The sequence below is a fragment of the Rhizorhabdus sp. P4_G6 genome (assembly GCF_056401045.1).
Map to the genome: position 1 here is coordinate 347,780 of NZ_JBFUKC010000002.1, position 26,048 is coordinate 373,827.

Genomic DNA, 26,048 nt, shown 5'->3' on the forward strand with positions numbered 1-26,048 from the left:
AGGGTGAGGAACCCTCATGGAAAAAGAGCGGGCTGGCTGCTGGGTCGGCGGTGCGCTGGCCGCGTGAAAGGGAGATGCCGATGCGCGAGGTGATCAGCTCCTGCAGGATGTGCGCCGGACAATGCGGTTTGCGCCTGTCGCTCGACGATGCCGGCCGCCTGGTCTCGATTCGTGGCGATCACGCCAATCCCGTGACGCGCGGCTATGCGTGCATCAAGGGGCTGACGCTGGACGAGGCGCATGCCAGCCCCGATCGCATCCTTCACCCGCTGAAGCGGATGGAAGACGGCACGTTTCAGCGTATCCCGCTCGAACAGGCGCTCGACGAGATCGCTGAGCGGATGCGTGCGATTATCGAGCGGCTCGGACCGCATGCCGTGGCGGGGTTTCGCGGCACGATGAACTACACCAACTTCCTGGCCAATGCCTTGCTGCCGGAATTCCTGCGCGCGCTGGGCTCGCGCTCTTTCTTTTCGACGATGACGATCGACCAGTCCGCCAAGTGGATCAACGTCGAGCGGTTGGGGGCCTGGGCCGGAGGACGCACGCCCGTGCGCGAGTCCGATGTCCTCATGGCTGTGGGCACCAACCCGCTGATTTCGCTCTCGACCTTCAACTTCACGCTCCAGAACCCGATGAAAGGGCTCAAGGAGGCGCGCGCGCGCGGATTGAAGTTGATCGTCATCGATCCCCGCGAGACGGAAACGGCACGGTTCGCCGATCTGCACCTGCGCCCCTTGCCCGGTGAGGATGCCACGCTGATGGCGGGCCTGCTGCATGTCGTGCTGGCCTGCGGCTGGCAGGACAAGGCGTTCTGCGCGCGCTTTGTCGATGGCATAGACATGTTGCGCCTGGCCCTGGAGCCCTTCACGCCCGCGGCTGTGGCAGCGCGGACCGGCGTGACCGCGGCGGAGATCGAAGCCGCCGCGGCGATGTTTGCCGAGCCGTTGCCCGACCGCGCCAAGCGGGGGACCGCCGCCTCGGGGACCGGCCCGAACATGGGGCCGCATTCGAACCTGGCGGAGCATCTTCTCGAATGCCTCAACATCGTCTGCGGGCGCTATCCGCGAGCCGGCGACGCCGTGCCAAATCCAGGAGTGGTCGGCCCCAGGACGCTACGGCTCGAGCAGGTTATCCCGCCGCAGCGCAGCTGGGAGAGTGGATGGCGCGATGGCCATGGCTTCGGCATGATCTTCGGCCAGCGAATGACCGCGACCCTGCCCGATATGATCCAAGCGCGGGGTGAGGATCGTATCGCTGCGCTGATCGTCGACGGGGGGAACCCGGTGAATGCCATTCCGGGCAGTGACGCCGCCGCCGCCTTCGCGCAGCTGGAGTTGCTGGTGTCGATCGACCCCTTCCTGACGGAGACGGGACGGCTGGCCCATTATATCCTGCCGCCGCCAATGATGCTGGAACGCCATGACATCTCGGGCGGGGATTATGAAGCGTTCATCCTGCAGGAGCCTTATGCTCAATATGTGCAGCCTGTGATCGCTCCGCCATCTGGTGCTGAACTCGTCGATGACTGGTTGGTGTTCTGGGAGCTTGGCCGGCGCCTGCAGCTCGAACTGAGCGTCGCTGGACATGTGCTCGACTATGGCGCGCGACCGGACAGCGAGTCATTGATCGCCATGATGCTCGAGGGGAGCGCTGTGCCATTCGAGACTATCAGGGCAGCCGAGGGTGGCAGGGTGTTCGACGTGGCGCCGATGCAGGTCCAGCCTGGCTCGTCGGATGCGCGCTTTGCCGTGGCACCCGTCGATGTGTTGCAGGAAATGGGCGAGCTGGCCGCTGAAGGCGGTGGCGATGACACACTCTGGAGGTTCCGTTTTTCGGTGCGCAGGATGCGCGAGGTTCAGAATACGCAATACCATGCCCTCGCTTCGATCCGGAAGCGGGTGCCTCGCAATCCTGCCTGGATGCACCCCGCCGACCTGGCGGAGTTGGGGATCGCTGACGGCGATGTCGCGGAGATCCGATCGGCGCATGGCGTGCTGGAGACGCCGATTGCAGCCGATCCGACGATGCGCCGCGGGGTCGTGGCGATGACCCATGGCTGGGGCGGCGGCATCGGTGTCAACGTGAACCGGCTGACCCACCGTCTCCTCGGGCGCGATCCCATCAATGCCATGCCCGTGATGACCGGCTTTGGCGTCAACGTCAGGGGGAAGGGGGCCGAAGAAGTGCCCGCACACTGATCCATGGCGGTCGATGCGCGAGGGTGTCGGCTACATCGATCTGGAGCAGCGCACCTTGCAACACCCGGCAACCCGTTCGGCTCGAGCTTGTTGCCCATGTCTTAGGTACAACCTGTCACCCATGTCTCCGGTATGTACAAGGGTGGTGCTGGTGCCGGCTGCAGGATTCGAACCCGCGGCCCCCTGATTACAAATCAGGTGCTCTACCAACTGAGCTAAGCCGGCACACGCTGTCCCTATTGCGTCAGGGAATGCCGAACGTCCAGCCCTCGACTGCGGCAATGTCGGCTGTAAGCAGGGGCGGGTGCCAAAGTTCGTCGCGCGGCGCGGCCTGGGCGAGCCAGGCGGCAGTGAGGATCGCGTCGGTGCTGTGGTCGTCATAGCTGGCCAGCACCGGCACCCGATGGATGCCATAACCCGCGAGGCCCGCTTGCAGGCGGTCGGCGTCCCGCATCTTGCTGCCGCCGCTCAGGCCCGCCTGTCGCGCGGCGATCGTGGTGTAGAGCTCGACGATCACCGGCCCCCGCGCGGGGATCGGATCGAACGGCCAGACCGGCACGCGCCCGTCGAGCCGGTGGAGTAGGCGCATGCCGGTCAGGCTCGATTTGCCGACCTGCGCCGCGCCGACCAGATTGAAGCTGCTCGTCGCGGGCGCATGGCGTTGATCGCGACAGATCCGTTCGACTAGCCGGTGACGGCCATTTCCCGGCCCGAACAAGTCACCCTGCCGGCCGCCATGACGGCGGAAATGGCGGCTGGCCTCGGGATGATCAACCAGCGTTCCCGCCCCCATATGCGGTTCGGCCCGGCACGTCTCGTCGACAAGCCGCCACAGCGCGCGCGCGTCGGCGGGGCTTTCCGTCCAGCCGGGAAAATAGGCGCTGGCATCGAGAAAGGGCAAGGCAGCTGAGAAGTCGATGCCGACCAGAAGGTCGGTCTTGCGGGTGGCATGGTCGAGCAGCCATTCGAGGACGGCCTCCCGCGACCAGGGCCGCTCGATGAGGCGCGGCGTCCGTCCGGGCCCGTCGCTGATCGCTACCGCAATCCCCTTCTGCCGCTCACCCTTGGCGCCAGACCAGTCGATGCAGGCGAAGCGCCTGAAGCGGCGGTGCATTATGTCTTCTTCGGCCGCTTCTTGGCGAGCGCCTGCTGGTGGGCGCGCTCGATCATCGCATGTACGCGCTCGGGATCAGGGCTGTCGAAGCGGACCAGCACCGACGGCCAACCTTCATAATGCCGCGTCTGCCAATAGGTCTCGGGGTCGGTTTCCTTAAGCATGTCGACCGTGTCGCGGTCGATCATGAGGCAGAAGCTGCCGTCTTCGCGCCCCGGGGCAATGAAGGCGTTGCCATTGGCTTTGACCGCGGGCCCGCCATAATAGGTCGAGCGCTCGGCACCGGGCAGGCTGGCGGCAAAGGCGGTGACGCCTTCCCAGTCGAGGGCCCTGGCGCGGTCGGGGCTCATCCTTCCCGCCGCTCCTGGCGCAGCTTTTCCCAATAAGCGAGGCGCTCGGCGATCTTGGCCTCGAAGCCCCGCGGGGAGGGCATGTAAAAGGTCTGGGCGCCCATTTCCTCGGGCCAGTAATCGTCGCCCGAGAAAGCGTCCTCGGCATCATGGTCATAGGCGTAGCCCTTGCCGTAGCCGATGTCCTTCATCAGCTTGGTGGGGGCGTTGAGGATCGTCTTGGGCGGGCTCAGCGAGCCGGTGTCCCGCGCCGAGCGGAACGCCGCCTTCTGTGCCGCATAGGCTGCGTTGGATTTGGGCGCCGTAGCGAGATAGAGGCAGGCCTGCACGATCGCCAGCTCGCCTTCGGGCGAGCCCAGGAAATCATAGGCATCCTTGGCGGCAAGGCACTGCACCAGCGCCTGCGGATCGGCGAGGCCGACATCCTCGCTGGCAAAGCGGACCAGCCGGCGCAGGACGTAGAGCGGCTCCTCGCCCGCGGTCAGCATCCGCGCGAGATAATAGAGCGAAGCCTGCGGGTCCGAGCCGCGCAATGATTTGTGAAGCGCGGAGATGAGGTTGTAGTGGCCCTCGCGGTCCTTGTCATAGACCGGCATGCGGCGGTGGAGCAGCGCCGCCAGCTCGCCGGGCTCGAGGGGGTGATCGATCGCGATCGAGAACAGCGTCTCGACCTGGTTGAGCAGGAAGCGGCCATCGCCATCCGCCGAGGCCACCAGCGCTGCGCGAGCATTGTCGGTGAGCGGCAGTTCGCGGCCTTCGATATCCTCCGCGCGAGCGATCAGCCGGCCCAGCGCCGCGGCGTCGAGCCGGTTGAGGATCAGCACCTGCGCACGGCTGAGCAGGGCGGCATTGAGTTCGAAGGACGGGTTTTCGGTGGTGGCGCCGACCAGGACGACGGTGCCGTCCTCGACATAGGGCAGGAAGCTGTCCTGCTGGGCACGATTGAAACGGTGGATCTCGTCGACGAACAACAATGTTCGGGTGCCCAGCCGGGCGTGCTCGCGCGCCTCGGCAAAGATCTTCTTGAGATCGGCGACGCCGGAGAACACCGCCGACACCGGCGCGAAGCGCAGGCCAACGGCGTCGGCGAGCAGCCGCGCGATCGTCGTCTTGCCGGTGCCGGGCGGCCCCCACAGCACCAGTGACGACAGCCGGCCTGCGGCCACCATCCGGCCGATCGCGCCATCCGGGCCGGTTAGATGTTCCTGGCCGATCACCTCGTCGAGGCTGCGGGGTCGCAGCCGTTCGGCCAGCGGCGCGGCATCGACGGGCAAGGCGGCAGAGGGTTCGGGCGCAAAGAGATCGGCCATCGCAGTGGATATAGGCGCGCGATCGGCACGCGCACAGGGGGCAGAAGAAGGGTCTTGCAAAAATCCACTCAAGATATATCTTAGACATATCGAAAGTGACTCCGTTTGACGAGTAGGGAGTAATGATGTTCGGTTTTCACAGACAGCATCGCGCCGCTGGCCACGGCACCAGACATGCGATGCGCGGCCGCCATGGCGGTTTCTTCGGCGGTGGATTCGGCGAAGCCTTTGGTGAGGGTTTCGGCGAAGGCCGAAGCGGCAGGGGCGGTGGGCGGCGTCGCGTCTTCGATGGCGCCGAGCTTCGGCTGATCCTGCTTAGCCTGATCGGCGCGCAGCCGCGCCACGGCTATGACCTGATCAAGGCGATCGAAGAACGATCGGGCGGCGCCTATGCACCCAGCCCCGGCGTCGTCTATCCTACGCTCACCTTGCTCGAGGACATGGGCCACATCGCCGAGCAGGCGGCCGAAGGCTCGAAGCGGCTATTTGCGATCACCGATGCGGGCAAGCTCGAGGTCGGCCAGCAGGCCGAGATGATCGAGGCGCTGTTCGCGCGGCTCGAAGCGCTTGGCGAGCAGCGCAGCGACGACGATCGCTCGCCGGTCAAGCGCGCGATGGTCAACCTCGCGATGGCGCTGCGGACCCGGATGCGGCACGGCGACCGCTCGCCCGACCTCGCCCATGACATAGCCGCCCTGCTCGACGAGACGGCGCGCAAGATTGAGAGGCTGTGATGGTGGTCGCGATCGCGATAGTGCCGACGACGAGCGGCAGCAAATATCTACAGCAGCTTTGCAAGCATTGGTCGCATAATCTGGCGGTTGAGTTCACGCCCACCCATGGCAACGCGGTGCTACCAAAGGACGCGCGCGGCGCGAATCACCCGGGCGACGCGCTGGTGACATTCGATGCGGACCCGGAGTCGCTGGCGGTGCGGATCGACGCGACCTGCGACGCCCAACTCGAAGGACTGAAGGGTGCCGTCGCGCGCCACCTCGACCGTTTCGCCTTTCGGGAAGCGCCGCTGGCGTTCGACTGGCGGAATGCGTGAGCCTTAAGGCACCGGGCTTTGCCGCGCCAGCCGCACGCCTGCGCCATGCTGGCGGATGATGCGCAGATAGGCGTCGACCAACTCCTGGTTGACCTTGTCCCAGCCATAGCGCTCGCTCGATTTGAGGCCGGCCTCGCCGACGGTGCGGCGCAGCGCTTCGTCCTCGCAAAAATGCTGGAGCGCATCGGCAAAGGCCTGGGTGCGGCCCGCCTGGATCAGCCGGCCCGTGACCCCATCCTCGATGAGGCTCTCGCTGCCGGTCGCGCGTGCGGCGACCACCGGTAGCCGGGCCGCCATGGCTTCAAGCGTGACATTGCCGAAGGTCTCGGTGACCGACGGATTGAACAGCATGTCCATCGAGGCGACCGCGCGGCCGAGCTCCTCGCCCTTCTGGAAGCCGACGAAGATCGCTCCGGGCAGCCGTTTCTCGAACCAGTCGCGGGCCGGTCCCTCGCCTACGACCAGCACCTTGTGCTTTACCTGTCGCCGCATCAGCTGGTCGATCGCGTCGGCGAAGACGTCCAGGCCCTTCTCCATGACCAAGCGGCCGACGAAGCCGATCGCCACGTCGTCCGGGGCGATCCCCAGCGACTGCCGCCAATCCTGGCAACGCCGTCCAGGCTGGAATATCGTCCGATCGATGCCGCGCGACCAGATGCCGACATCATAGCTCATCCGCTGTTCGCGCAGCAGCTGCGCCATCGATTCCGACGGCGCAAAGATCGCGTCGCAGCGGCGGTAGAACCGGCGCAGCAGGGCTTCGACCACGGGTTCGAGGAAAGCGAGGCCATAATAGCGGAAATATGTCTCGAAGCGGGTGTGGACCGACGCCACCACCGGTAATTTGCGGCGCAGCGCGAGGCTCACCGCGCGGTGTCCGAGGATCTCGGGGCTCGCGACGTGCAGGATGTTGGGATCGAAGCGCTTGATGTCGCGCTTGATGCTGGGAGGGATCATCAGCGGGAAGCGATATTCCGCGCGACCCGGCACCGGCAGCGACGGGATGCTGACGAGGTCTCCGGTCGGGGGGAAGGCGGGCTGCTTCACCGTCGGCGAATAGATGCGGACCGCCGCGCCCTGGCCGAGCAGATAGCCGACAAGCCGGTTCAGCGCCTGGTTGGCGCCGTCGCGAACATAGTTGTAATTGCCGGTGAACAGGGCAACGCGAAGCTGGGAAGCGTCCATCGGCACGCCTCTAGCGCGTCGGGCATCAAAGGCAACCGGAACAGCGCCCCTTATCATGAGTTAATCCGGCGAAAGAGTCCCGCAATGGCGAACAGCTTTCGCAAAGGCCAAAAGATCCTCTGGAAGCGGGGAGGCATGAGGTGCAGGGCGAGATCACCGAGCGTTTCGAGCGCCGCGTCGAGCGCACCATCGAGCGCACACGGTCGTCCGCGCGGCACGCCCGGCAATCCGGCCTATCTGGTCTGCTCCGACGACGGTAAGGTCGCGCTGAAATGCGGCTCGGAACTCACCGCGGGGAATGAAGGACTTCATGCAATGGATCGCTGGTTTACCCATATCGCCGGCAAACTGGCTTCCGCCGTCGGCCAGCCGCTCGCCTTTGTAGTAGCGCTGACGGCGATCATCCTGTGGGCGGCGAGTGGACCGATCTTCGGTTTTTCCGATACGTGGCAGCTGATCGTCAACACGACCACCACGATCATCACCTTCCTCATGGTGTTTCTGATCCAGAATGCCCAGAACCGTGACGCCGCGTCGATGCAGTCGAAGCTGGACGAACTGATCCGGTCGCACAGGGAGGCGCGCAACGAATATATCGGGATCGAGCACCTCACCGAGAAGGAACTGGAGAAGATCCGCACCGACCTGGAGCAGGAGTGCGACCAGGGCCAGGACATCCGTACCGGCCAGGCCGCCAGCCTCAATCACCTCATCAGGCGGCGATAGCCTCCTGGCTCGACATGATCCAAGCCTTCATGTCTTCGAGGGCGCGCTCGGCGTACATGGCCTTGCGATCGGCCTTGCGCTTGCGGCCGCCGCGGGCGCCTTCGACGGGAGGAAATAGTCCGAAATTGATGTTCATCGGCTGGTAGCTGTCGGCGTCGGCGCCGCCGGTGATGTGGCCAAGCAGCGCGCCGAGCGCGGTGGTCAGCGGCGGCGGCGCGATGGCCTTGCCCAGCAGTTCCGCCGCGGCGAAGCGGCCCGCCAGCAGCCCGATCGCCGCGGACTCGACATAGCCTTCGCAGCCGGTGATCTGACCGGCGAAGCGGATATGCGGCCGCGCCCTGAGCCGGAGCCGCTCGTCGAGCAGTTTCGGGCTCTGGATGAAGGTGTTGCGGTGCAGCCCGCCAAGCCTTGCGAACTCGGCATTTTCCAGGCCGGGAATGGTCCGGAACAGTCGCACCTGTTCGCCATGCTTGAGCTTGGTCTGGAAGCCGACGATGTTCCACAAGGTGCCGAGCGCGTTGTCCTGGCGCAGCTGGACCACGGCATAGGGCCAGCGGCCTGTGCGGGGATTGTCGAGCCCCACCGGCTTCATCGGTCCATAGCGCATCGTGTCGACGCCGCGCTCCGCCATCACCTCGATCGGCATGCAGCCATCGAAATAGGGCGTGTCCTTCTCCCAGTCCTTGAACTCGGTCTTCTCGCCGTCGAGCAGCGCCTGATGGAAGGCGAGATATTGCTCCCTGTCCATCGGGCAGTTGATATAGTCCTTCGTCTCGCCCTTGTCCCAGCGCGACGCCATCCAGGCGATGTCCATGTCGATCGAGTCCCTGTGGACGATCGGCGCGATGGCATCGAAGAACGCCAGCGAATCGGCGCCGGTCGCATCTCCGATCGATCCGGCCAGCGCGGCGGCGGTGAGTGGCCCGGTGGCGACGATGACCGGCCCGTCCATCGGCAGGGTGTCGATCCGTTCGCGCAGAAGCTGGATGTTGGGGTGGCTGCTGATCGCCTGGGTCACGGCCTCGGCATAGCCCTCGCGATCGACAGCGAGCGCGGAGCCGGCCGGCACGCGATGCGCGTCGGCGGTTCTCAGGATCACCGATCCAAGCGCGCGCATCTCCGCGTGGAGCAGGCCCACGGCGTTGTTCGGATCGTCCGACCGAAAGCTGTTCGAACAGACCAGCTCCGCCAGGCTGTCGGTCTGATGGGCAGGGGTGGCTTCGATGCCGCGCATTTCCGACAGGCGGACGCGGATACCCGCCTCCGCCAGCTGCCACGCCGCTTCCGATCCGGCGAGCCCGCCGCCGATCACATGCACCTGATGATCCATGCGGGGGCTCTAGGACGCGGGTGCGATTACTGCAATGTTGGTATGGCGAGGTCTTGCCGCCGCCAGCGTTAGTGTGGACTTGCCCATCGCTGATCTCATGAGATGAGCGTTTTCGGTGGACGATGCGGCATTGAGCTGCCGAGATCATCTCCGATGAACGAGGCCCATATGCCACCGGGCTGCCACACCGTGTCCATCAACGCGCGCGCTTCTGCGTCGTCGAGCCCGCAGACCTCTTTCTGCCAGCGGTAAAGAAAGGCTGATACCCTCATATTGGCTATGCAATGAACGTGCACACTCTTGTCGCCTATCTCGCTCATTGCTTCGCAAAATTTGACGAAGTCTTCTTCGGTCGGCCGCTCGAACTCCACAGGAATGTGCTTATAGACAAGGCCAAGCCTTGCGAGGCTGGCTGCTTCATCAGGTAAAGCCTTTTCATGCGTATGCAGGCCCAGGTTTATGACGTGCTCGATCCCGAGCATTGGCAGTTCGCCAAGCTGCTCCTCGGTGGGTTGGCCTGAGGTGGTGACGCGGCTGTCGAGGCGTCGCCAGTTATAGATATCGGTGGGATCGGACATATCAGCACCTTTGTTTACAGGGTGCCCAGGCGAGCGGCGGCTTCATTCGCGCTCCACGGTGGTGCTCCACCTTTCTCGCCAGTCACGCGAACGAGCCTCCTATAGCGCATTACCGCTATACCACCAAATCTTCTGACCAGGTGGGCGACCGCTTCGAAGCGCCGGGTGCCGTTCTTAGCGACCGCCGGTAAGGCGCAAGCGGGCATGAAGGTCCGCACGGTGACCTCAGCTAAGGATGGTGGTCCGTCTCCGTTTCGGCGACTGTGCCCCAGCCGTCATAACCCACGCCATAGGTAGCCTCGATGCGTAGCGCATCTTCGGTCAGGCCGCACAGCGCGCTATCCGTGGTCGTCTGGTCGCGCTGCAGCCACAGCGTCGCCTGGCCGTCGTCTTCCTCGGTAATGTCGACGACGCGCCAGCCGAGTTGCTCCGCATCGTCCTCGATCTGCGAAATGGCTTCGGCGTCACCCTCGAAATGCACGTCGACGGGTCGCACCTTCTCCGCGACATCGCCATTTTCGCGCAGGGCACGGACGACATCCTCATCGGCGGCCAGTTCCTCGGCCAGCCTGGCGGGATCAATGGAGATGTATGTCATAGCGGCACCGGCGGGAAGGAGGGAATATCGGTGCTCTAAACGTCGGACCTTCGTAATTGAAGAGACGCTGCGCGTTTTCACCCGCTGTCGGAAGATTATCGCCTTTCCACGCGCTCAGCTTACGACCGACCGGCCGAGGGGGCGACATGGCGACAGCACCGGCCGGCTTTCCTATCGGCTCAGTCGCGCTGGCGACGTTCATAGGCGGCGAAGTTGACCGCTTGCTCCAGCCTGCGTTGCAGCGGCGAGACATGGACGAGGCCCGGCATCGTCGCCAGGTCGGCCAGCTTGACCACCCGGAAATCGCGGACGGCCGTCGCGGTGTCGAAATCCTTCGGCGTGCGCTGCCAGCGCAGGATCGCGTAGCCGTCGTGCAGGCCGGCCGTGTCGACCCAGTTGGCGACGCCGGGGTCGGTCGGGCTGATGAGATAGGTGTAGGTGCCGTCGTCATTCGATCGCGACTGCGAAGGGTTCAGGCTGATCTGGTAACGCCGTGAATCGGCCGTGATCTCCCACGGATCGCTGACGTGGACCGAGAAATACTTCGCGCCACCCGAGGCCAGGGTGAGCAGGATCGCCTCGTCCTTGCCCAGCTGGAAGCGCAGCTTGCCGGCGTAGCCGAAACCTCCGGCGCGGGCGACGGGCGCCCTGTAGCTGTTGGGCTCGAGGCCGCCCATGTTGATGTTGTGCCAGTTGCTCCAGAAGCGGACATAGGCGGGCAGGCCCGTCATCACGCGGCGCTTGAGCTCGTCATAGGACAGGGCGGCGGGCGCGGCGCCGGCGATGCGGCGGACATGCAGTTCTGCGGGCCGCTGGTTCCAGTCGGTGAGCGTCTCGCGGACCATGAGCGTCACATCGCCGGGCGCGCTGTCCATGTGGTCGCCCGCGCCGGCCGACCCGCCCAATGTGATCCGGAAGCTGCCGTCCGGCGCGATCGTCATCTGCTCGTCGGTGATCGAGCTGACATGATTGCCCATGTCCGCCTTCTTGATCTGATCGTTGAGCGGGACCGGCCCAATCCGGCCGCGCATCAATTCGAAGATCATCATCGACGGTCGGCTCGACATGTCGAACCGGCCAGTGATCTCATATTGTCCGCTGCCGTCGACCGTGACCCGCCGGTAGATATTGTCGGGAAGGTCGCTGCCGATGCCGGTGCCCCACAGCGTGTGGCCGCCCAGCGTATGCGGGGCATCCTCCCACCAGAAGAATCCGGGCACGGGCTGCAGCGCGGTGATCTCGCCCGCGATGAACGACGACGTCCACTGCCACACGGCGCGATCGAGCATCGCCGCGCCATCGATCGTCCGGCCGGTCGCGGTCTCTTCCAGCTCGGCCGCGAGCTTGCGACGGATCGTGCTGATCTGCGGCTCGCCGAGCAGGCGGATGAGCAGCGTTTCGGTTTCGATCTGCTGGGGCGTACCGAGCACCGGCCGTTTGATCGGGGCGCTTCGCAGGCTGTCGTCGGGGTGCGCGACGCCTTGGGCGAGCGCCCCTGTTGAGGCCATCAAAGCGATCGCGATGATCGCTCCGCCGAGACCGGCAGCAGCCTTGTTCATAATCGCTCCTCCATCCGGCGGGACCGACGGCCGCACCGGTTCAAAGCGATTCCAGGCCGGGGCTCAGGTGCCGGCCCGGAAATCGCAGCAAGGCAGACGGAGCCGGTGATCCGACGCGATCGGATCCCGAGCCCGTCCTAGAACTTCACCGTACCCGTCACGCCATAGGTGCGCGGATCGCCCCATTTGCAGGTGGCATAGCCGATGCTGTTGAGGTTGTTCGAGCAGAACAGCTTGTAGTGCTTGTCCGCCAGGTTCGAGCCCCAGATGGCCAACGAAACGTCTGACCCAAACAGATTGTCGAACGAGATCCGGCCGCCGATCGTGCTGAAGCTGGGCGTCTGGTAGATGCCCTGCACGGCCAGGCCCTTGGTGCTATCGCGATAGAAATAGTTCGCGCTCAGCCGGGTCTTGGCGAAGCTTTCGGGCACGAAATCGAGATCCAGGGTGGCCGAGGCGGTGAGCGTGGTACGGGGCACGCCCGCGAACTCGGAGCCCTGCAGATTGACGCCGCCGGCGAAGTTGATCGGGTTGGAATTGGCGATCGGCAGCGCCGGATTGGTAGGCTGCGGCACGATCGAACCCGCGCCATAACGGCCGACCTGGTAGGAATAGCCGGCGTTCAGCTCCAGCTGCGGGATCGGCTTGATCGACGCGTCGATCTCGACGCCCTTGATCGTCGCCTTGCCGAGATTGAGAATGATCGCGTCGGTAAAGGTGCCGCAGGCCGGGCCATTGGCCGGATCAGCTGCCTGGTTGGCGCAGAATTGCAGGATGTCGGTCGTCTGTATCTGCTTGTACTTGCCGATGAAGCCCGCGACGTTCAGGCGATAGGGGACCGTTCCCAGCCGGCCCTGATGCTTGAGGCCGAGCTCGAAGTCGGTGATCCGCTCTGGCCCGAACAGATTATACTGCAGCAGCCGGGTCGTGGGGTTCGGGCCGCCCGCCTTGAACCCGCGGCGATTGGCGAAATAAAGCAGCGTATCGGGCGTCGCCTGATATTCCACCGAGGCGGTCCACGTCAGCGCTTTGTAGGTCCGCTGGCCGCTGATCTGGCATTGGGCGCCATTGTTGACGGCGACCACGTTGCCAAGCGTCGTATTGAGCTCGTTGCAGGCCGCTTGCGGCCGGCTGGCGTCCCAGCTCTGCAGCTGATCGACGGTGCTCGTGAAGAAATTCTCGTTGACGTTCTTCTTTTTGTCATTGGTGTAGCGCAAGCCTGCCGTCACCCGCACCCCGTCGAGGCCCACGCCGCTGAAATCATAGGTGGCCTGTGCGAAAAGCGCCTTGGAATCGGTGGAGTCGTTCATCTGCGAATGACGGGTAGGGCGCGGGCCGTAGAAGGAGGCCGGCCCGACCACGAAAGACGAGTTCACCGCGTAGAGATGCTTGGTGTGCGCGTAGAATCCGCCCGCGATGAACCGAAGATTGTCCATCGTTCCAATGATCTGAAATTCGTTGGAGAAGGTTTTGTAATTATTACGATAATATGTATCGTTGTTGGTTGCATAGCCCGACACGGGGCTACCCAGCACGCCCGCGAAATTGAGGATCATGCCCGAAATGCCCGAGGGATCCTGATGGTCTATCGCCTTCTCATGGCGGTAACCGAGGATGTTCTTGAGGGTGATCGTGTCGTTCAGCTCGTAGGTCGTGGCGTTCGACAGTCCATAGACCTCCGAACGCGCGCCGAAGGTGCTGATGACCTGTGGCGATCCATTGGTCTGCACGCCGTTGACGAAGTAGAAGCCCGGCAGCGTGTTGCCGACTCCGGTGAAGGCGGTCGAGCGGAACGGATTGCCGCTGCGGACGAGCAGTCCCCTGGCGGTGTCTATCACGGCGGTGCCGCCGCCCAGGGCGCTCTGCTGCATTACGGCCTGCTGGGTGACGCTCCGGAAGAAATTGCCGTTCAGCGGCGCGGCGTCGATCACCGCGGGCGTTGGGATCTCGTTGCGATGGATATAGTCGACCGTGGTCAGATTCTCGAAGCGGTCGTCGGGCTTGATGAGCAGGCTGACGCGGCCGCTCTCATTGTGGCGGTTGTTAAGATCCTTCTGCCCCGGATTGACGTTCCGGAAGAAGCCGTCCTGCCGCTCGATCTGGCCGGCGGCGCGGAGGGCCACCTTGTCCGTGACGAGCGGGATGTTCAGCATGCCGTTGACCAGCCTGCGGTCGTAATTCCCATATTCGGCGGAAATCTGGCCCTCGGTGTCGAACACCGGGCGTTTGGTGGTGACGACGAGCGCACCGCCCATGGAGTTCTTGCCGAACAGCGTTCCCTGCGGCCCCTTCAGCGCCTGGACGCTGTCCAGATCATAGAGGGTCAGGCCGCGCGTACCCTGCGGGACGCCGTTGACGTAGGTCACGACATTCTCGTCCGTCTGGTTCACCTGGCGCTGGCCGCGCAGGATGATCTCGGGACGCGAAGGATTGATGCTGCTCGGCCTGATCTGCAGGTTGGGCACGCTGAACTGGATGTCGTTGACCGTCGTGACGTTTCGACGTTCGAGCGTCGCGGCCGTCAGCGTGGTGACCGCCACCGGTACCTTCTGCTGGTTCTCCTCGATGCGGCGCGCCGTGACGATGATCTCTTCCAGGCCGTTATCCGCCGGAACGGCTTCTTGCGCGACGGCGGGCGCGACGATGCACAGGGCGATGGTGGCGCAGCCAAGGCGCAATGATGACTTCAGCATGATGTTTCCTCCCCAACATTATATTGGCCGGCTTCGTCGAGCCGTTTGGCGGCGAATATGCATAGGGCTGGAATCGAAATCCACTCGCCGGGCAAAAATCCACATACACGGATTTTTCTGTTCAAAGTTTGATCCGGCGCTGTCGTCTTGCCGCCATCGCGCCAAGCGCATCCAATGGTTGGGCTCGAGTGGCGGAACGCCGCGACGACATGGGGCGATCGATGTCTGAAGGCGCGGACTACTGGGAAATTCGCATTTCGCCCGGGTCTTCGAGTCAAGCTACGGGCAATTTCGAGAAGATTTCCTGGTGGCGGCTCAGCAACGACGTCACATCGATATCCATGGCGGATGTCGGAGTCCCCAGCAAAATCGCCAACGGGCTACCTCCCCGCCGATGCAGGGGAATGGCCAGCACCCAACCCCGCTGGTCCAGCTTGACCGCATGGCCCTGCTGCCGGATGGTTTCGATATCGGCCTTCAACCTATCCAGCTGGACCGGCTCGGCCTGATGATCGGGCGCGGCGTTGTGGCGACGGACGAGGTTCGCGATCTCGCAATCGGGTACCAATGTGAGCAGGGCGATGCCGACCGGCGAACGCAGCAGGCTGACGGAGCGCCCGACCAGCGCGATCGTCTCGCGCGGGTGATCGCCGATCTCGACATGGATGAACTCGGCCATCATCCCGTTCGGGGTGGCGAGCGACACATAATGGCCCGTGGCATCGTGCAGCTCGCGCATCGCCCGCAGGATGGGGCCGTCCGCGATCAGCATCGGATCGACCCAATTGCCCAGCAGTCCGACCCGCGGGCTCAGCCGGTATGTCCGATCCTCCATCGAGTAATGCACGTGGCCGGTCTCGACCAATGTCTTCAGGATATAGTCCACGCTGGAGTTGGGGGAGTGCATCAGCTTCGAGATGTCGCGGAGCCGCAGGCCGATCCGCGTGCTGTGCAATATCTCCAATATCTGGATGCAGCGCAGGGCGGATTTCACGGCCCTGCCGGCGATCTGCGAGCCATCGTCGTTGAAACCGGCCAGATCGACAATGTTTCTGTTCATCGCCCCCCCGATGGTCGACGTCCGCGCCGGTACAGGATGCGCCCGGCCAGCGCTCCCGGCCGCATGCCCAGGTTATAGACATAGGCGTGCCGGCACTCGTCGTCCGATCGGATGGCGGTCGGGCCGGATCGGTTTATACTCGGCACCATCAGAGGCCGGGACTAAACATCTAGGCCGAGCCATTCGGACATCGTCGATAATTCTTCCGACAGTTCGATCATGGTCTCCGCTGGCGCATCGGGTTCGAGATGAACCGACTGGACCCGCAGACGCGACGCCTGGCGGTCGGCCTTGAGATCGATCCGCGCGACCAGCCGGTCGCCGAGCAGGAAGGGCAGGACATAGTAGCCGTGCTGGCGACGATCGGCGGGCGTGTAGATCTCTATGCGATAGCGGAAGCCGAACAGCCGCTCCGTCCGCGCACGCTCCCAGATCAGCGGATCGAACGGCGCCAGCAGAGCGCGGGCGGTGATCCGGCGCGGGCGCCTTGCGTCGCGATGCAGCCACGCCGGCTGCCGCCACCCCAAGACGCGGATCGGCACCAGCAGCCCTTCGCCCGCGAGGCCGATGATCGCCTGCCTGGTGTCCGCGACGCCCGTCCTGAAATAGTCCCGCAGATCGGCCTCTGTCGCGATGCCGAGTGCGCGGCTGGCGCGTTCGAGCAGGGCGCGGTGCGCCGCAGGCTTGTCCGGCGTCGGCAAGGCCAGGATGTCGGCCGGGATGACCCGTTCGGTAAGATCATAGACCCGCTCGAAGCTGTTGCGGCGGGTGGCGGTGGTGATGTGCCCCGCCCAGAACAGCCATTCGAGCTTGCGCTTGCTGTCGCCCCATTCCCACCAGCCGCTGCGGCTCTTGCCCTCGTCGAAATCGGATGCGGCAAGCGGTCCTTCCGCGCGGATGCGAGCGAGCACGGCATCGATCTCGGGCCGGCGTTCGGTTGCGAAGACCCGCAGCGATGACCAGCCGCGTTCGCCGCGATCGGCCTCCGCCATGCGCCAGCGCAACAGCGGATGGAGGTCCAGTGGCAGCAGGGAGGCTTCATGCGCCCAATATTCGAACATCCGGCGCGAACGCCTTGGCCCCCATGCGGCGCGATCGAGCAGTTCGCGGTCGTAGACGCCGAGCCGCGAATAGGCGGGCATATAATGTGCGCGGACGAGAACATTGACGCTGTCGATCTGGTGAAGCGCGAGCCGGTCGATCGTGCGCCGAAGCTGCGCCTGACCCACGATGCTGGGGCGTGCGGTGCCGAAGCCTTGCGCGGCAAGCGCGATCCGGCGGGCGAGGGGGAGCGCGATGGTCTCCGTCAACGCCGCCCTATGCGCGTCGCGGCCCAGGCATAGTCCTCGGCGGCCTTGCGGTCGGTCTCGTTTCTGAAGGCGACCGATGGATCGGGCGCGGCGCCGAGCGCGTGGAGCACGATCCACAGCGCGAAGCGCCGGCCCGTGTCGCGCTCGGTGCCGAAGGCGATGGCAACGCGCTCCCGGCCGGCGTCAATCGCCTGGTCGTCGAGCGTATCGAGATCGTCGGTTCCGAAATAATGGTGCAGCAGCGCGTCGAGGTCCATGGCATCATCGTTGGCGGCGCTTCTTCTCCGGCGCAAGCTCGATCCACACAGGGGCATGGTCGCTGGTCTTTTCCCAGCCTCGAACATGGCTGTCCACCGCCGCCGCCGCCAGCCGCCCGGCCACTGCGGGGCTGAGCAGGATATGATCGATGCGCAGGCCGGCATCGCGGGCGAAGGCGTTCCGGAAATAGTCCCAGAAGGTGTAGATAGTCTCGTGCGGATGCATCGTCCGCAGCGCGTCGGTCCAGCCTTGCTCGACCAGCCGGAAATAGGCCGCACGCACTTCGGGCGCAAACAGCGCGTCGTCCAGCCAGCGCTCCGGCTTATAGACATCGAGATCGGTCGGCATCACGTTGAAATCGCCGGCGAGAATGGCCGGAACGCCGCTCTCGATCAGGCCGGCCCCATGCTCGATCAGGCGTTCGAACCAGCCGAGCTTATAATCGAACTTGGGCCCTGGCCGCGGATTGCCATTCGGCAGATAGAGGCCGCCGATGAGTATGCCGTTCACCGCCGCCTCGATATAGCGGCTGTGAAAATCGTCGGGATCGCCGGGCAGGCCGCGCCGCGTCTCGACCGGCGCGCCGCAGCGGCTCAGGATCGCCACGCCGTTCCAGCTTTTCTGGCCATGCCAGATCGCCCGATAGCCGGCGGCCTCGATCGCGGCGGCGGGAAATTTCTCCTGCGGCGCCTTCAGCTCCTGCAGGCAGACGATATCCGGCTTCGCTTCGTCCAGCCAGCGCAGCAGCACCGGCAGGCGGCCATTGACCCCATTCACATTATAGGTCGCAATCTTCATCGCCGTGCAAATGAGCGGCGATGCGTAGCGTTCCTTGAGCGGACATTTATCCCTGCTAAAACATTGTCATCTCGCGAAGGAGGCAAGGCGATGCTCGAACATCTTCCCGGCTGGATAGGCGGCATGCTGCGGAACTTCCGCGCTGGACATTCAAAGCTCGTCATAGCCCAGCCCGAGCTCGTCCTGGGCGAAAGCGTTATCGACCTGACCAGCCCCGCCTTCGCTAATGGCGCACGCCTGCCGATGCGCTTCACCGCTGATGGCGACGGTGTGTCGCCGCCGTTGCTGTGGAACAACGTGCCCGCCGGAACATCGAGCCTGGCGCTGATCGTCGAGGACCCCGATGCCCCTGCGTTGCACCCCCTGGTCCACGCGCTGGTGTGGAACCTGCCGGCCGACGAACGGCGCCTCGCCGAGGGCGCGATCGTCCGCGACGTTGGCGGGACGACGGACGGCCGCGACGTCGGCCGCAACAGCTATTTCGCCGAGGGGTGGCTACCGCCGGACCCGCCGACCGGGCATGGCTCGCACGACTATGTGTTCCAGCTGTTCGCGCTGAGCGAGACGCTGGACATCGGTGCCAATCCGGGCAGGTCGGGCCTCGTCCGCGCGCTCACCGGCCGGGTGCTCGCCGCCGGCATGTTGGTCGGCACCTATTCGCGCGGCGAGGATGCGCCGATCGCGACCAAGCCGATCCCGGGCGTCGCCCCCGCCTGAGCCATGGTCGGCGATCTGTTCGGTGCGCCGCTGCTGCCGGGGCTGGGCTATCGCGAGAAGATCGTCAGCCGGGCCGAGGAAGACGCGTTGATTGCGGCCATCGATCGAGTCGAGCTGTCGCCCTTTCGCTTTCACGGCTGGCTTGGCAAGCGGCTGACCGCCTCGTTCGGCTGGCGCTATGATTTCGACGATGCGAGCTTCGCGCCGACCGAACCTATCCCGGCATGGCTGCTACCACTGCGCCAGCGCGCGGCTGCGTTCGCCGGGCTTGCCGCCGACCAGCTCGCCCATGTCCTGCTGATCCGCTATGATCCCGGGGCCGGTATCGGCTGGCATCGCGATCGCTCCGTGTTCGAGCATGTGCTGGGTATTTCGCTCGGCCAGCCCGCGAAGCTCCGCTTCCGCCGGCGCCGGGAACGGGGCTTCGACCGGGCATCGATCGATCTGGCGCCGCGCTCGATCTATCATCTCAGCGGCGAGGCGCGCCACCAATGGGAGCATGGCATTGCCGCAATGGCGGCGACGCGCTGGTCCGTCACTTTCCGCAGTCTTTCCGATAAAGCGCGAGGCCAGGCCTAGGCAGCTTTTGGCGGCGGATCCCGGTGGAGATGGACGCGCTCGCGGGTTGCGTAATAGAGGCTCAGCTTGTCCCATGCCTGCTCGGCCGTTTCCACGAAGCGGAACAGGTTGAGGTCGCTTTCGCTGATCACGCCTTCGTCGACCAGCCCCTCGAAGTTGACGACCTTGCGCCAGAACTCCTCGCCGAACAGGAAGATCGGCAGCTGCGCCATCTTGCCGGTCTGCACGAGGGTCAGCAGCTCGAACAGTTCGTCGAAGGTACCGAACCCGCCGGGGAAGGCTGCGACCGCGCGCGCGCGCAGCAGGAAATGCATCTTGCGCAGCGCGAAATAATGGAACTGGAAGCTCAGCTTCGGGCTGACATAGGCGTTCGGGGTCTGCTCGAACGGTAACACGATATTGAGTCCGATCGACTCCGCCCCGACATCGTCGGCGCCGCGATTGGCCGCTTCCATGATGGAGGGACCTCCGCCCGAGCAGACCACGAACTGGCGCTTGCCGTCGGCATCGACCGGGCACTGGCTGGCGATCTGCGCGAGCTTGCGGGCCTCGTCATAATATTTGCTCTTCGCACGGAGCCGCTCGGCGATAAGCCGCTGGCGGTCGGTGGCCGCCGCCTGCACCAGCGCGTCCGCCCTGTCCGGGGCGGGGATGCGGGCGGAACCGTACATCACCAGCGTCGATCCGATATTGGCCTCGTCGAGCAGCAGCTCGGGCTTGAGCAGCTCGAGCTGGAAGCGGACCGGCCGCAGATCGTCGCGCAGCAGGAAATCACTGTCCTGGAAAGCGAGCTTGTAGCTGTTGTTGGTGGTCTGCGGCGTTTCCGTTGCGGTTTCGGCAACGGCGGCGTCTTCCTTGGCGCGGGCGAACACCCGCTGGGGTACTTTTCTGTTTGCCATCATCTCACTGGTATATTTGTGTTGGTTTGGATTCGGTTACAGCGGGCGAAAGACGCCAACCTTTCTATCGGCAATAGGGTCCGCTGCCCATGTCGAAATGGAAATGGTCGTGGTGCAGCGCATTGGCCTCCGGTCCCAGTACGACCGAGAAACGGGCGCAGGCCGCCTTGTGCAGAGCGCGAAGAAAGCCGCGCACCTGTGGATCGGCGCTGTTCCAGCCGTCCTGGACGGTGATCCGACGGCCATCGTCGAGCTGGAACGCCGCGATGTCGATCGCGTTGGCGCGGGCATGTTCGGACAGGCCGTTGCCTGCCTGATTGTTGATCGGACGGCAGGCGAACGAGCCGAAGCTCTCGATCTTGGTGACATAGCCGCCGAGCCAGCGCGTGGCGAGCTGCGGCACGTCTTGCCGGACCCAGCGCGCGAAGGGCGCGGCCAGTGTGCATTTGACCGCACCGAGATTGGTTACCGGGATGCCGATCGCGACCAGCTTCACCGAAGATGTGGCCGAGCACCCGCTGGCGAACGTCCGGTCGGGCAGGGGCTGCACCTGCGCGCCTTCCGCGCGCATCATCGCGACGCACTGCCGGAAGCGCTCCGGAGTCTCGGCGGGCGGTGGCCGCCGGCCGCCGCGCGGGGCCTGCACAGACGGAATACAGCCTGTCAGCGCCAACGCCAGCGCCGCCACACCGCCGATCGATGCCCAGGTGCGCGATTTCAGCAGCGTTCATATTTCCAGTTGAGCCGCTTGCCCTCCTCCAGCTGGGCGATCGTAGTTTCGATGCGCTTCTTGCGGGTTTCCGAGCGCTTCGCCCCGGTGATCCACTCGATATATTCGCGGCGTTGGCCGGGTGGGAAGCTGTTGAAGGTGGCGGCAGCCTTCGGCGCTGCGGCAAGCGCCGCGGCGAGGTCTTCGGGTGTGTCGGCCGGCGGCTTGGCATGTTTGAGCGGCCGCGGTGTCGGGATGTGGCTGTCGATCAGCGCCATCGCCTTTGCCACCATGGCCGCCAGCGATGCATCGCCAGGCAGATCGGCCAGGCTGGTGAGGCGGCCGAACTGGCCCATCGCTGTCGCCTCGCGCTCACCCGTGGCCTGGCCGGTCACCAGCTTGCCCTGCCAGAAGCCGAACGTCGCATGGGCCTTGAAGGCCGCCATGTTGCACAGGATCTTGCCGCGATAGACGACGGTGGGCAGGCCCCATTTGAGGGTTTCCTCGCCTTCGGGACAGGCTTGGGCGACGATCGCCCGCACATGGCCGAGGATCGGTTGGGCGAAAGGGGCAGCCCGCGCGATATAGGCATCGATACGAGGATCCGGCTCCATCGTCGGATGCTGGCGCGCGGTGGCATCAAGTCAAGCCCAAACGGCGCGGGATCGTGGCAGAATTTACCTTTCACCCCTTTCCTGGCGCATGCTTATCGAGCAGAGTGCCGAAGGGGGACGCCGACAGGCGTCTGGACGGGGTTGGGAAACATGGCTGGATATCTGGGCAGGCTGGGCAGAGGGCTCGGCGCGGCCGTCATCATGTCGTCGAGCGTCTTGCCGTGGGCCGCCCACGCCGCCGATCCTCCATCGCGCGCGGCGGCGATCGCGGCGGCCGATGCCGCAGCGGGCCTGCCGGCGGCGACCGAGCCGGGTGTTCCGGTGTGTATCGACCCACCGCCCTCGGGCGAAAAGCTGGCGGGCGATATGGAGCTTGCCGCGGAAGGCCACAGCATCCAGATCGACAATGGCGGTGGCGGTGACGCGCTGGTCAAGATCCGTCACGCCGATACCGGCAAGCTCGCGGCCAGCTTCTTCCTGCGCAAAATGGAGACGATGACGATAGAGGGCGTGCCCGACGGGACCTACCGTATCCAATATGCCTTCGGTCCCCAGCTCGCGCCGGACTGCAAGTCGTTCACCCGCATCATCAAGGCCAATCAGCTTCCCGAAACCGACGACCTGCGCACGCAGACCATCGATGACGACGAACATACCGAAGTGAAGCGAACCAGCGTCTCCTACCAGCTTTCCGTATCGGAGAGCGCCAATGTGAAGCCCGTTGCCATCGATGCGGCGGCCTTCAACGCCGAGTGATATGGAAACGCCCGCAGGCTATCCTCCGCCGACCCTGATCCGGCGGCGCCAGCGGTTCAGCCGGCTGCCGACCATCGCCGCGCTGCTGCTCCTCGCGCTGGTGCTGGGCACGTGCACGCTTGGCCGGTCGATCGAGCGCGAGCCGCTTCGTGCCGCGGCGCCAGATCTGGGCAGGAAACAGCCCAGCGCCGCTCACCAAATAGCTGCACCCGCTATGACCGTCGAAGCCCCGGCCGAAGCCATTGTCGCGGCGCAGCCGTCGATCGACGCGCGGAAGCCCAACCGGTGGTATTATGTCAACAGGCTCGGCGACGGTCCGGGGGCGATCTACAGCCGCGATGGCGGGCAATGGAACTTCGCCTTCGCCTGCGATGCCCGGAGGCGGATGATCGAGTTCATTGCGGTTGGCACGGGTTCGCCCGGAGACTTCGACCAGCAGGCGCTCAGTGTCGGCAAGATCAAGCTGTTGATGGACGCGACATATGCCAGGGACAGTGGCGGGACGATCAGCATGAAGCTGCCGGCTGCGCATCCCTTCCTCAACGCTCTCGATGGGCGCATGCCGATGGAAGTCCAACTGCTGCCGACGCGCAAGACGATCGTTCCGGTCGATCCCGACGTCGTTCGTCTCGTCAGGGCCTGTCGCGGTCGCGCCTGAGGAATGCCGGGGGTTCCCATCGCCAAAACGATCCGCCATGGATCGCTGATGGCATCCCGATCGATCGACATCCGGCAGTTGACCCTGTTGCTGCTGCCGCTGGCCCTGAGCGCGTGCGTCCAGGCCCCGCCACCGCCGCCCGCGCCGGTTCCCCCGCCTGTGCCGCTACCCGCTCCACCGCCTCATAGCGGTGACTGGCGCGACTGGCCGCTGACGGCAGGTAGCTGGCGTTATGTTCCTGGCAGCCCGACCTCCTCCGCTGTCTATGGCGAGCGGGCGGCGCCCCAGTTCATCGTCCGGTGCGATGCGTCAGTACGGCGCGTAACGATCATGAGGGCGGGCGTGTCGACCGAACTCGTCATCACCACCTCGGGCGGCGCCGCGCGCTTTCCTGCGGGGCACCTGGAAGAGGCTGGCTTGCCGATGACAGGCATCATCCTGGCCGCGACAGACGCATTTCTGGATCAGATGGTGTTCAGCCGCGGCAGGATCGCGGTGGCTTCGCCGGGTCTGCCGAGCCTTGCCATTCCGGCATGGGCGGAGCCGGCGCGAGCGATCGAAGATTGCCGAAAATAAAATGTAAAACAAGCCTTGTTCGCATGGCGCCGATGGCTGATGCTGCACGTCTCGTTAACATTGCGAAAGGAGGTGATCCGATGTCTCATGGTTCAGCATGGAGGTCGGTTCTGTCCGTTCGGGGAACGTGCGACTAACGCGCCACGGGTTCTCCGGGCCGGCACTCCGGCCGCTGACCATGTTCAGGGTTGCCGAGGTTCAGGCCTCGGCAACTCTTTTCATTTGAGGGGCGAACTACTCCCGGGACTGGCGCTCCACCCGTGCCTGCCACAGCATCAGCAGCGGCACGACGATCAGTTCCATGGCGAGCCCCAGCCGATGGCCCAAGCCGGGCGTGCCGACGATGGCCCAACTCAGCGCGCGTGCGAGACCGCCCATGATCACCATCGTTCCGAGCAGCCGGAAGCGTGGCCCCTTGGCCTCGATCATCGGAATGGTCGAGGCGAAGGCGAAGCCGAGCATCAGGAAGATGCCGGACAGATAGCGGAAATGGCTGTCCAGATCGGGTGGAACCGTGGCGAGCTCGAACATCGCCGCGCCACGAAGCACGCCGTCCAGCCCCGTCAGGATCGGAACGAGGCAGGCTATGCCAACCGCCGCCTGGAGGAGGCTGCGCTCAGGCTTCATTCGCGCTCGAGCAATTCGTCCTGGATGCGGGTGGCGTGAACCGACAGCCGGACCTCTTGGAGAAAATGGCCGAGACCGATCATCAGCAGCAGCATCGCCACGATGAAAGCCATCGCCATCGCCTGCCCGAGCGCCAGATTGAACAGGGCGGCGCTGAAAAGCCCGGCGATCACGATACAGATCAGCACCGCACTGACCGTGCAGAGGATGAGCGCCCTGTTCGCGTAGCGCATGCGTTGATCGATCAACCGCAATTGCTGAACATGCCAATCATGGCGCGGATCGCCCTTGGGGGCATAGTTCTGCTCGATCCAGCGCGAGCGATCGACCACGCGACCAAGCCGCCCCGACAATAGTGCAAGGATAGCGCCAATGGCGGTCAGCAGAAAGGAGGGCGCCAGCGCCAGCTGTATGCTGTGAGCGATCCCGTCCGGCGCAAAGGGCATGGCCGACATCATATTCAGATCCCCCGGATGATTGCCTATGGCCGTTCAGATGGGAGGCGCAGCGCGCCTCCCATCAAAATCAGCTGGCCGTCTGGGAGCCGACGTTGACGCCCATCGACTGGAGGTAGCGTTTGACGTTGCGGGCAGCCTGGCGGATGCGCTGCTCGTTTTCGACCATCGCGATGCGGACGAAGCCTTCGCCATCCTCGCCATAGCCGACGCCGGGCGCGACCGCGACGCCGGCATGGGTCAGCAACTGCTTGGAGAATTCCAGGCTGCCGAGATGCGCGACTGCCGGTGGCAGCGGCGCCCAGCAGAACATCGATGCTCGCGAGGGCGGAACATCCCATCCGGCGCGGGCGAAGCTCTCGACCAGCACGTCACGGCGCCGTTTGTAGAGTTCGCGGTTTTTCTCGACGATGTCCTGCGGACCGTTGATCGCCGCTACCGCAGCCGCCTGGATCGGCGTGAAGGCGCCGTAATCGAGATAGGACTTTACCCGGGTCAGTGCCTCGATCAGCCGCTTGTTGCCGACCGCGAAGCCCATGCGCCAGCCGGCCATGCTGTAGGTCTTCGACATCGAGGTGAATTCGACGGCGACATCCTTGCCGCCCGGCACCTGCAGGATCGAGGGCGTCGGCTGGCCATCATAATAGAGTTCCGAATAGGCAAGGTCGGACAGAACCCAGATTTTGTGCTCCTTCGCCCAAGTGACAAGCCGTTCATAGAAGGCGAGATCCACGACCTCGGCGGTTGGATTCGACGGATAGCCGACCACCAGCACCGATGGTTTGGGCACGGTGAACTTTACCGCGCGGTCGAGCGCTTCCCAATAATGTTCGTCGGGCGTCGTCGGTACAGACCGGATCGTCGCGCCGGCGATGATGAAGCCGAAGGTGTGGATCGGATAGCTGGGATTGGGCGCCAGCACGACGTCGCCCGGCGCGGTGATCGCCTGCGCCAGGTTCGCGAGACCTTCCTTCGAGCCCAGGGTGACCACGACCTCGCTGTCGGGATCGAGATCGACGCCGAAGCGGCGCGCATAATAGCCGGCCTGTGCCTTGCGCAGCCCGGCGATGCCCTTCGATGCAGAATAGCCATGCGCATCGGGCTTGCGCGCGACCTCGCAGAGCTTGTCGATGACATGCTGAGGCGGCGGCAGATCGGGATTGCCCATGCCCAGATCGATGATGTCCTCGCCCCGCGCTCGCGCCGCTGCCCGCATCGCGTTCACTTCGGCGATGACATAGGGAGGCAGGCGTTTGATGCGGTAGAATTCCTCGGACATTGTGATTCCTTTGGGTTTCGGACTTGGCGGACGGGCTTCAATCGCCCATGATCGCCAT

Annotated in this window: 28 protein-coding genes, 1 tRNA gene and 1 riboswitch; of the genes, 9 read left to right on the forward strand and 20 right to left on the reverse strand. The window is 64.8% G+C overall.

The features are described 5' to 3' along the window. The first annotated feature begins 80 nt into the window (after nucleotides 1–80). Nucleotides 81–2,201: a molybdopterin-containing oxidoreductase family protein gene (locus AC1DPF_RS03915; RefSeq protein ID WP_477959791.1), complete on the forward strand. Its 2,121-nt coding sequence runs from the start codon at nucleotides 81–83 to the stop codon at nucleotides 2,199–2,201. Between the two features lie 149 nt (nucleotides 2,202–2,350). On the opposite strand, the gene AC1DPF_RS03920 is transcribed toward AC1DPF_RS03915, so the two are convergent. From AC1DPF_RS03920 to AC1DPF_RS03935, 4 genes are all read right to left on the reverse strand, one after another. Continuing rightward, nucleotides 2,351–2,426 (reverse strand) — tRNA-Thr (locus AC1DPF_RS03920). Nucleotides 2,427–2,445: 19 nt separating this feature from the next. Continuing rightward, on the reverse strand, nucleotides 2,446–3,315 hold the full coding sequence (locus tag AC1DPF_RS03925; RefSeq protein ID WP_477959793.1) for a hypothetical protein: 870 nt from the start codon (nucleotides 3,313–3,315) through the stop codon (nucleotides 2,446–2,448). After that, complete coding sequence (locus AC1DPF_RS03930) at nucleotides 3,315–3,665, reverse strand: MmcQ/YjbR family DNA-binding protein (RefSeq protein WP_477870199.1); 351 nt, start codon at nucleotides 3,663–3,665, stop codon at nucleotides 3,315–3,317. Before AC1DPF_RS03930 ends, AC1DPF_RS03925 begins: the two co-directional genes overlap by 1 nt. Then, nucleotides 3,662–4,975, reverse strand: coding sequence for a replication-associated recombination protein A (locus AC1DPF_RS03935; RefSeq protein ID WP_477870201.1), 1,314 nt, complete (start codon nucleotides 4,973–4,975; stop codon nucleotides 3,662–3,664). The genes AC1DPF_RS03930 and AC1DPF_RS03935 overlap by 4 nt, the downstream gene beginning before the upstream one ends. A 125-nt stretch (nucleotides 4,976–5,100) precedes the next feature. On the opposite strand from AC1DPF_RS03935, the gene AC1DPF_RS03940 reads away from it, so the two are divergent. Both AC1DPF_RS03940 and AC1DPF_RS03945 read left to right on the forward strand, forming a co-directional pair. Further along, nucleotides 5,101–5,709 (forward strand): PadR family transcriptional regulator, encoded by a 609-nt coding sequence (locus AC1DPF_RS03940; protein WP_477870845.1) that lies wholly within the window; start codon nucleotides 5,101–5,103, stop codon nucleotides 5,707–5,709. Continuing rightward, entirely contained in the window at nucleotides 5,709–6,026 is a 318-nt protein-coding gene (locus AC1DPF_RS03945) for a DUF2218 domain-containing protein (RefSeq protein WP_477870203.1), read from the forward strand. The genes AC1DPF_RS03940 and AC1DPF_RS03945 overlap by 1 nt, the downstream gene beginning before the upstream one ends. 3 nt (nucleotides 6,027–6,029) lie before the next feature. Here the strand turns inward: AC1DPF_RS03945 and AC1DPF_RS03950 are convergent, their stop codons facing one another. Further along, entirely contained in the window at nucleotides 6,030–7,211 is a 1,182-nt protein-coding gene (locus AC1DPF_RS03950) for a glycosyltransferase family 4 protein (RefSeq protein ID WP_477870205.1), read from the reverse strand. Between the two features lie 315 nt (nucleotides 7,212–7,526). On the opposite strand from AC1DPF_RS03950, the gene AC1DPF_RS03955 reads away from it, so the two are divergent. Further along, entirely contained in the window at nucleotides 7,527–7,937 is a 411-nt protein-coding gene (locus tag AC1DPF_RS03955; RefSeq protein ID WP_477870207.1) for a low affinity iron permease family protein, read from the forward strand. Here AC1DPF_RS03955 and trmFO read toward each other — a convergent pair. From trmFO to xth, 9 genes are all read right to left on the reverse strand, one after another. Next, entirely contained in the window at nucleotides 7,924–9,267 is a 1,344-nt protein-coding gene (gene trmFO, locus AC1DPF_RS03960; protein ID WP_477870209.1) for a methylenetetrahydrofolate--tRNA-(uracil(54)-C(5))-methyltransferase (FADH(2)-oxidizing) TrmFO, read from the reverse strand. The two genes, AC1DPF_RS03955 and trmFO, sit on opposite strands and share 14 nt — an antisense overlap. A 95-nt stretch (nucleotides 9,268–9,362) precedes the next feature. Then, entirely contained in the window at nucleotides 9,363–9,845 is a 483-nt protein-coding gene (locus AC1DPF_RS03965) for a protein tyrosine phosphatase family protein (protein WP_477959795.1), read from the reverse strand. A gap of 16 nt (nucleotides 9,846–9,861) precedes the next feature. Beyond that, nucleotides 9,862–9,941: riboswitch (ZMP/ZTP riboswitch) on the reverse strand. A 133-nt stretch (nucleotides 9,942–10,074) separates the two neighbouring features. After that, nucleotides 10,075–10,443, reverse strand: a complete 369-nt coding sequence (locus tag AC1DPF_RS03970) for a ribonuclease E inhibitor RraB (RefSeq protein ID WP_477959797.1) — start codon at nucleotides 10,441–10,443, stop codon at nucleotides 10,075–10,077. Nucleotides 10,444–10,622: 179 nt separating this feature from the next. Next, complete coding sequence (locus tag AC1DPF_RS03975; protein ID WP_477959799.1) at nucleotides 10,623–12,002, reverse strand: hypothetical protein; 1,380 nt, start codon at nucleotides 12,000–12,002, stop codon at nucleotides 10,623–10,625. Nucleotides 12,003–12,139: 137 nt separating this feature from the next. Beyond that, a complete protein-coding gene (locus AC1DPF_RS03980; protein WP_477959801.1) occupies nucleotides 12,140–14,695 on the reverse strand; it encodes a TonB-dependent receptor in 2,556 nt (851 codons plus the stop codon). A 274-nt stretch (nucleotides 14,696–14,969) separates the two neighbouring features. Further along, nucleotides 14,970–15,755: an IclR family transcriptional regulator gene (locus AC1DPF_RS03985; RefSeq protein ID WP_477959803.1), complete on the reverse strand. Its 786-nt coding sequence runs from the start codon at nucleotides 15,753–15,755 to the stop codon at nucleotides 14,970–14,972. 161 nt (nucleotides 15,756–15,916) lie between these two features. Continuing rightward, nucleotides 15,917–17,065, reverse strand: a complete 1,149-nt coding sequence (locus tag AC1DPF_RS03990) for a winged helix-turn-helix domain-containing protein (protein WP_477959805.1) — start codon at nucleotides 17,063–17,065, stop codon at nucleotides 15,917–15,919. Beyond that, a complete protein-coding gene (locus AC1DPF_RS03995; protein ID WP_477959807.1) occupies nucleotides 17,062–17,322 on the reverse strand; it encodes a hypothetical protein in 261 nt (86 codons plus the stop codon). The genes AC1DPF_RS03990 and AC1DPF_RS03995 overlap by 4 nt, the downstream gene beginning before the upstream one ends. A 4-nt stretch (nucleotides 17,323–17,326) precedes the next feature. Continuing rightward, on the reverse strand, nucleotides 17,327–18,121 hold the full coding sequence (gene xth / locus AC1DPF_RS04000) for an exodeoxyribonuclease III (protein WP_477870225.1): 795 nt from the start codon (nucleotides 18,119–18,121) through the stop codon (nucleotides 17,327–17,329). Between the two features lie 90 nt (nucleotides 18,122–18,211). Here xth and AC1DPF_RS04005 point away from each other — a divergent pair, with 90 nt between their 5' ends. Continuing rightward, entirely contained in the window at nucleotides 18,212–18,838 is a 627-nt protein-coding gene (locus AC1DPF_RS04005) for a YbhB/YbcL family Raf kinase inhibitor-like protein (protein ID WP_477870227.1), read from the forward strand. Nucleotides 18,839–18,841: 3 nt separating this feature from the next. Then, nucleotides 18,842–19,417 carry an alpha-ketoglutarate-dependent dioxygenase AlkB gene (locus tag AC1DPF_RS04010; RefSeq protein WP_477959809.1) on the forward strand — a complete coding sequence of 192 codons (576 nt, stop codon included), beginning with the start codon at nucleotides 18,842–18,844 and terminating at the stop codon, nucleotides 19,415–19,417. Here the strand turns inward: AC1DPF_RS04010 and AC1DPF_RS04015 are convergent. The 3 genes from AC1DPF_RS04015 to AC1DPF_RS04025 all read right to left on the reverse strand — a co-directional run bounded on the left by AC1DPF_RS04015 (nucleotide 19,414) and on the right by AC1DPF_RS04025 (nucleotide 21,639). Beyond that, complete coding sequence (locus AC1DPF_RS04015) at nucleotides 19,414–20,316, reverse strand: LOG family protein (protein WP_477870231.1); 903 nt, start codon at nucleotides 20,314–20,316, stop codon at nucleotides 19,414–19,416. The two genes, AC1DPF_RS04010 and AC1DPF_RS04015, sit on opposite strands and share 4 nt — an antisense overlap. A 64-nt stretch (nucleotides 20,317–20,380) precedes the next feature. Continuing rightward, a complete protein-coding gene (locus AC1DPF_RS04020) occupies nucleotides 20,381–20,962 on the reverse strand; it encodes an extensin family protein (protein WP_477959811.1) in 582 nt (193 codons plus the stop codon). Between the two features lie 71 nt (nucleotides 20,963–21,033). Further along, nucleotides 21,034–21,639 (reverse strand): YdeI/OmpD-associated family protein, encoded by a 606-nt coding sequence (locus tag AC1DPF_RS04025; protein WP_477959813.1) that lies wholly within the window; start codon nucleotides 21,637–21,639, stop codon nucleotides 21,034–21,036. 150 nt (nucleotides 21,640–21,789) lie between these two features. On the opposite strand from AC1DPF_RS04025, the gene AC1DPF_RS04030 reads away from it, so the two are divergent. Genes AC1DPF_RS04030 through AC1DPF_RS04040 form a run of 3 tightly spaced genes read left to right on the forward strand, consistent with a single transcriptional unit; the run spans nucleotide 21,790 to nucleotide 23,629 of the window. Continuing rightward, nucleotides 21,790–22,395: a hypothetical protein gene (locus AC1DPF_RS04030; protein WP_477870237.1), complete on the forward strand. Its 606-nt coding sequence runs from the start codon at nucleotides 21,790–21,792 to the stop codon at nucleotides 22,393–22,395. Between the two features lies 1 nt (nucleotide 22,396). Further along, nucleotides 22,397–23,053 (forward strand): hypothetical protein, encoded by a 657-nt coding sequence (locus AC1DPF_RS04035; RefSeq protein WP_477870239.1) that lies wholly within the window; start codon nucleotides 22,397–22,399, stop codon nucleotides 23,051–23,053. Nucleotides 23,054–23,101: 48 nt separating this feature from the next. Continuing rightward, nucleotides 23,102–23,629, forward strand: a complete 528-nt coding sequence (locus AC1DPF_RS04040) for a hypothetical protein (protein WP_477870241.1) — start codon at nucleotides 23,102–23,104, stop codon at nucleotides 23,627–23,629. A 234-nt stretch (nucleotides 23,630–23,863) separates the two neighbouring features. On the opposite strand, the gene AC1DPF_RS04045 is transcribed toward AC1DPF_RS04040, so the two are convergent. The 3 genes from AC1DPF_RS04045 to AC1DPF_RS04055 all read right to left on the reverse strand — a co-directional run bounded on the left by AC1DPF_RS04045 (nucleotide 23,864) and on the right by AC1DPF_RS04055 (nucleotide 25,990). Next, nucleotides 23,864–24,256 (reverse strand): DUF4345 domain-containing protein, encoded by a 393-nt coding sequence (locus AC1DPF_RS04045; protein WP_477870243.1) that lies wholly within the window; start codon nucleotides 24,254–24,256, stop codon nucleotides 23,864–23,866. Further along, on the reverse strand, nucleotides 24,253–24,714 hold the full coding sequence (locus AC1DPF_RS04050) for a DUF2721 domain-containing protein (RefSeq protein ID WP_477870245.1): 462 nt from the start codon (nucleotides 24,712–24,714) through the stop codon (nucleotides 24,253–24,255). The genes AC1DPF_RS04045 and AC1DPF_RS04050 overlap by 4 nt, the downstream gene beginning before the upstream one ends. Before the next feature lie 67 nt (nucleotides 24,715–24,781). Continuing rightward, the gene (locus AC1DPF_RS04055) at nucleotides 24,782–25,990 is read right to left on the reverse strand and encodes an LL-diaminopimelate aminotransferase (RefSeq protein WP_477870247.1); all 1,209 of its coding nucleotides are present in this window, start codon (nucleotides 25,988–25,990) and stop codon (nucleotides 24,782–24,784) included. Nucleotides 25,991–26,048: the final 58 nt, after the last annotated feature.

Excerpts from the sequence above, each read along its gene's own strand:
- AC1DPF_RS03915 (WP_477959791.1), top strand. The coding sequence starts at position 81 with ATGCGCGAGGTGATCAGCTCCTGCAGGATGTGCGCCGGACAATGCGGT.
- AC1DPF_RS03925 (WP_477959793.1), bottom strand. The coding sequence starts at position 3,315 with ATGCACCGCCGCTTCAGGCGCTTCGCCTGCATCGACTGGTCTGGCGCC.
- AC1DPF_RS03930 (WP_477870199.1), bottom strand. The coding sequence starts at position 3,665 with ATGAGCCCCGACCGCGCCAGGGCCCTCGACTGGGAAGGCGTCACCGCC.
- AC1DPF_RS03935 (WP_477870201.1), bottom strand. The coding sequence starts at position 4,975 with ATGGCCGATCTCTTTGCGCCCGAACCCTCTGCCGCCTTGCCCGTCGAT.
- AC1DPF_RS03940 (WP_477870845.1), top strand. The coding sequence starts at position 5,101 with ATGTTCGGTTTTCACAGACAGCATCGCGCCGCTGGCCACGGCACCAGA.
- AC1DPF_RS03945 (WP_477870203.1), top strand. The coding sequence starts at position 5,709 with ATGGTGGTCGCGATCGCGATAGTGCCGACGACGAGCGGCAGCAAATAT.
- AC1DPF_RS03950 (WP_477870205.1), bottom strand. The coding sequence starts at position 7,211 with ATGGACGCTTCCCAGCTTCGCGTTGCCCTGTTCACCGGCAATTACAAC.
- AC1DPF_RS03955 (WP_477870207.1), top strand. The coding sequence starts at position 7,527 with ATGGATCGCTGGTTTACCCATATCGCCGGCAAACTGGCTTCCGCCGTC.
- trmFO (WP_477870209.1), bottom strand. The coding sequence starts at position 9,267 with ATGGATCATCAGGTGCATGTGATCGGCGGCGGGCTCGCCGGATCGGAA.
- AC1DPF_RS03965 (WP_477959795.1), bottom strand. The coding sequence starts at position 9,845 with ATGTCCGATCCCACCGATATCTATAACTGGCGACGCCTCGACAGCCGC.
- AC1DPF_RS03970 (WP_477959797.1), bottom strand. The coding sequence starts at position 10,443 with ATGACATACATCTCCATTGATCCCGCCAGGCTGGCCGAGGAACTGGCC.
- AC1DPF_RS03975 (WP_477959799.1), bottom strand. The coding sequence starts at position 12,002 with ATGAACAAGGCTGCTGCCGGTCTCGGCGGAGCGATCATCGCGATCGCT.
- AC1DPF_RS03980 (WP_477959801.1), bottom strand. The coding sequence starts at position 14,695 with ATGCTGAAGTCATCATTGCGCCTTGGCTGCGCCACCATCGCCCTGTGC.
- AC1DPF_RS03985 (WP_477959803.1), bottom strand. The coding sequence starts at position 15,755 with ATGAACAGAAACATTGTCGATCTGGCCGGTTTCAACGACGATGGCTCG.
- AC1DPF_RS03995 (WP_477959807.1), bottom strand. The coding sequence starts at position 17,322 with ATGGACCTCGACGCGCTGCTGCACCATTATTTCGGAACCGACGATCTC.
- xth (WP_477870225.1), bottom strand. The coding sequence starts at position 18,121 with ATGAAGATTGCGACCTATAATGTGAATGGGGTCAATGGCCGCCTGCCG.
- AC1DPF_RS04005 (WP_477870227.1), top strand. The coding sequence starts at position 18,212 with ATGCTCGAACATCTTCCCGGCTGGATAGGCGGCATGCTGCGGAACTTC.
- AC1DPF_RS04010 (WP_477959809.1), top strand. The coding sequence starts at position 18,842 with ATGGTCGGCGATCTGTTCGGTGCGCCGCTGCTGCCGGGGCTGGGCTAT.
- AC1DPF_RS04015 (WP_477870231.1), bottom strand. The coding sequence starts at position 20,316 with ATGGCAAACAGAAAAGTACCCCAGCGGGTGTTCGCCCGCGCCAAGGAA.
- AC1DPF_RS04025 (WP_477959813.1), bottom strand. The coding sequence starts at position 21,639 with ATGGAGCCGGATCCTCGTATCGATGCCTATATCGCGCGGGCTGCCCCT.
- AC1DPF_RS04030 (WP_477870237.1), top strand. The coding sequence starts at position 21,790 with ATGGCTGGATATCTGGGCAGGCTGGGCAGAGGGCTCGGCGCGGCCGTC.
- AC1DPF_RS04035 (WP_477870239.1), top strand. The coding sequence starts at position 22,397 with ATGGAAACGCCCGCAGGCTATCCTCCGCCGACCCTGATCCGGCGGCGC.
- AC1DPF_RS04040 (WP_477870241.1), top strand. The coding sequence starts at position 23,102 with ATGGCATCCCGATCGATCGACATCCGGCAGTTGACCCTGTTGCTGCTG.
- AC1DPF_RS04045 (WP_477870243.1), bottom strand. The coding sequence starts at position 24,256 with ATGAAGCCTGAGCGCAGCCTCCTCCAGGCGGCGGTTGGCATAGCCTGC.
- AC1DPF_RS04050 (WP_477870245.1), bottom strand. The coding sequence starts at position 24,714 with ATGATGTCGGCCATGCCCTTTGCGCCGGACGGGATCGCTCACAGCATA.
- AC1DPF_RS04055 (WP_477870247.1), bottom strand. The coding sequence starts at position 25,990 with ATGTCCGAGGAATTCTACCGCATCAAACGCCTGCCTCCCTATGTCATC.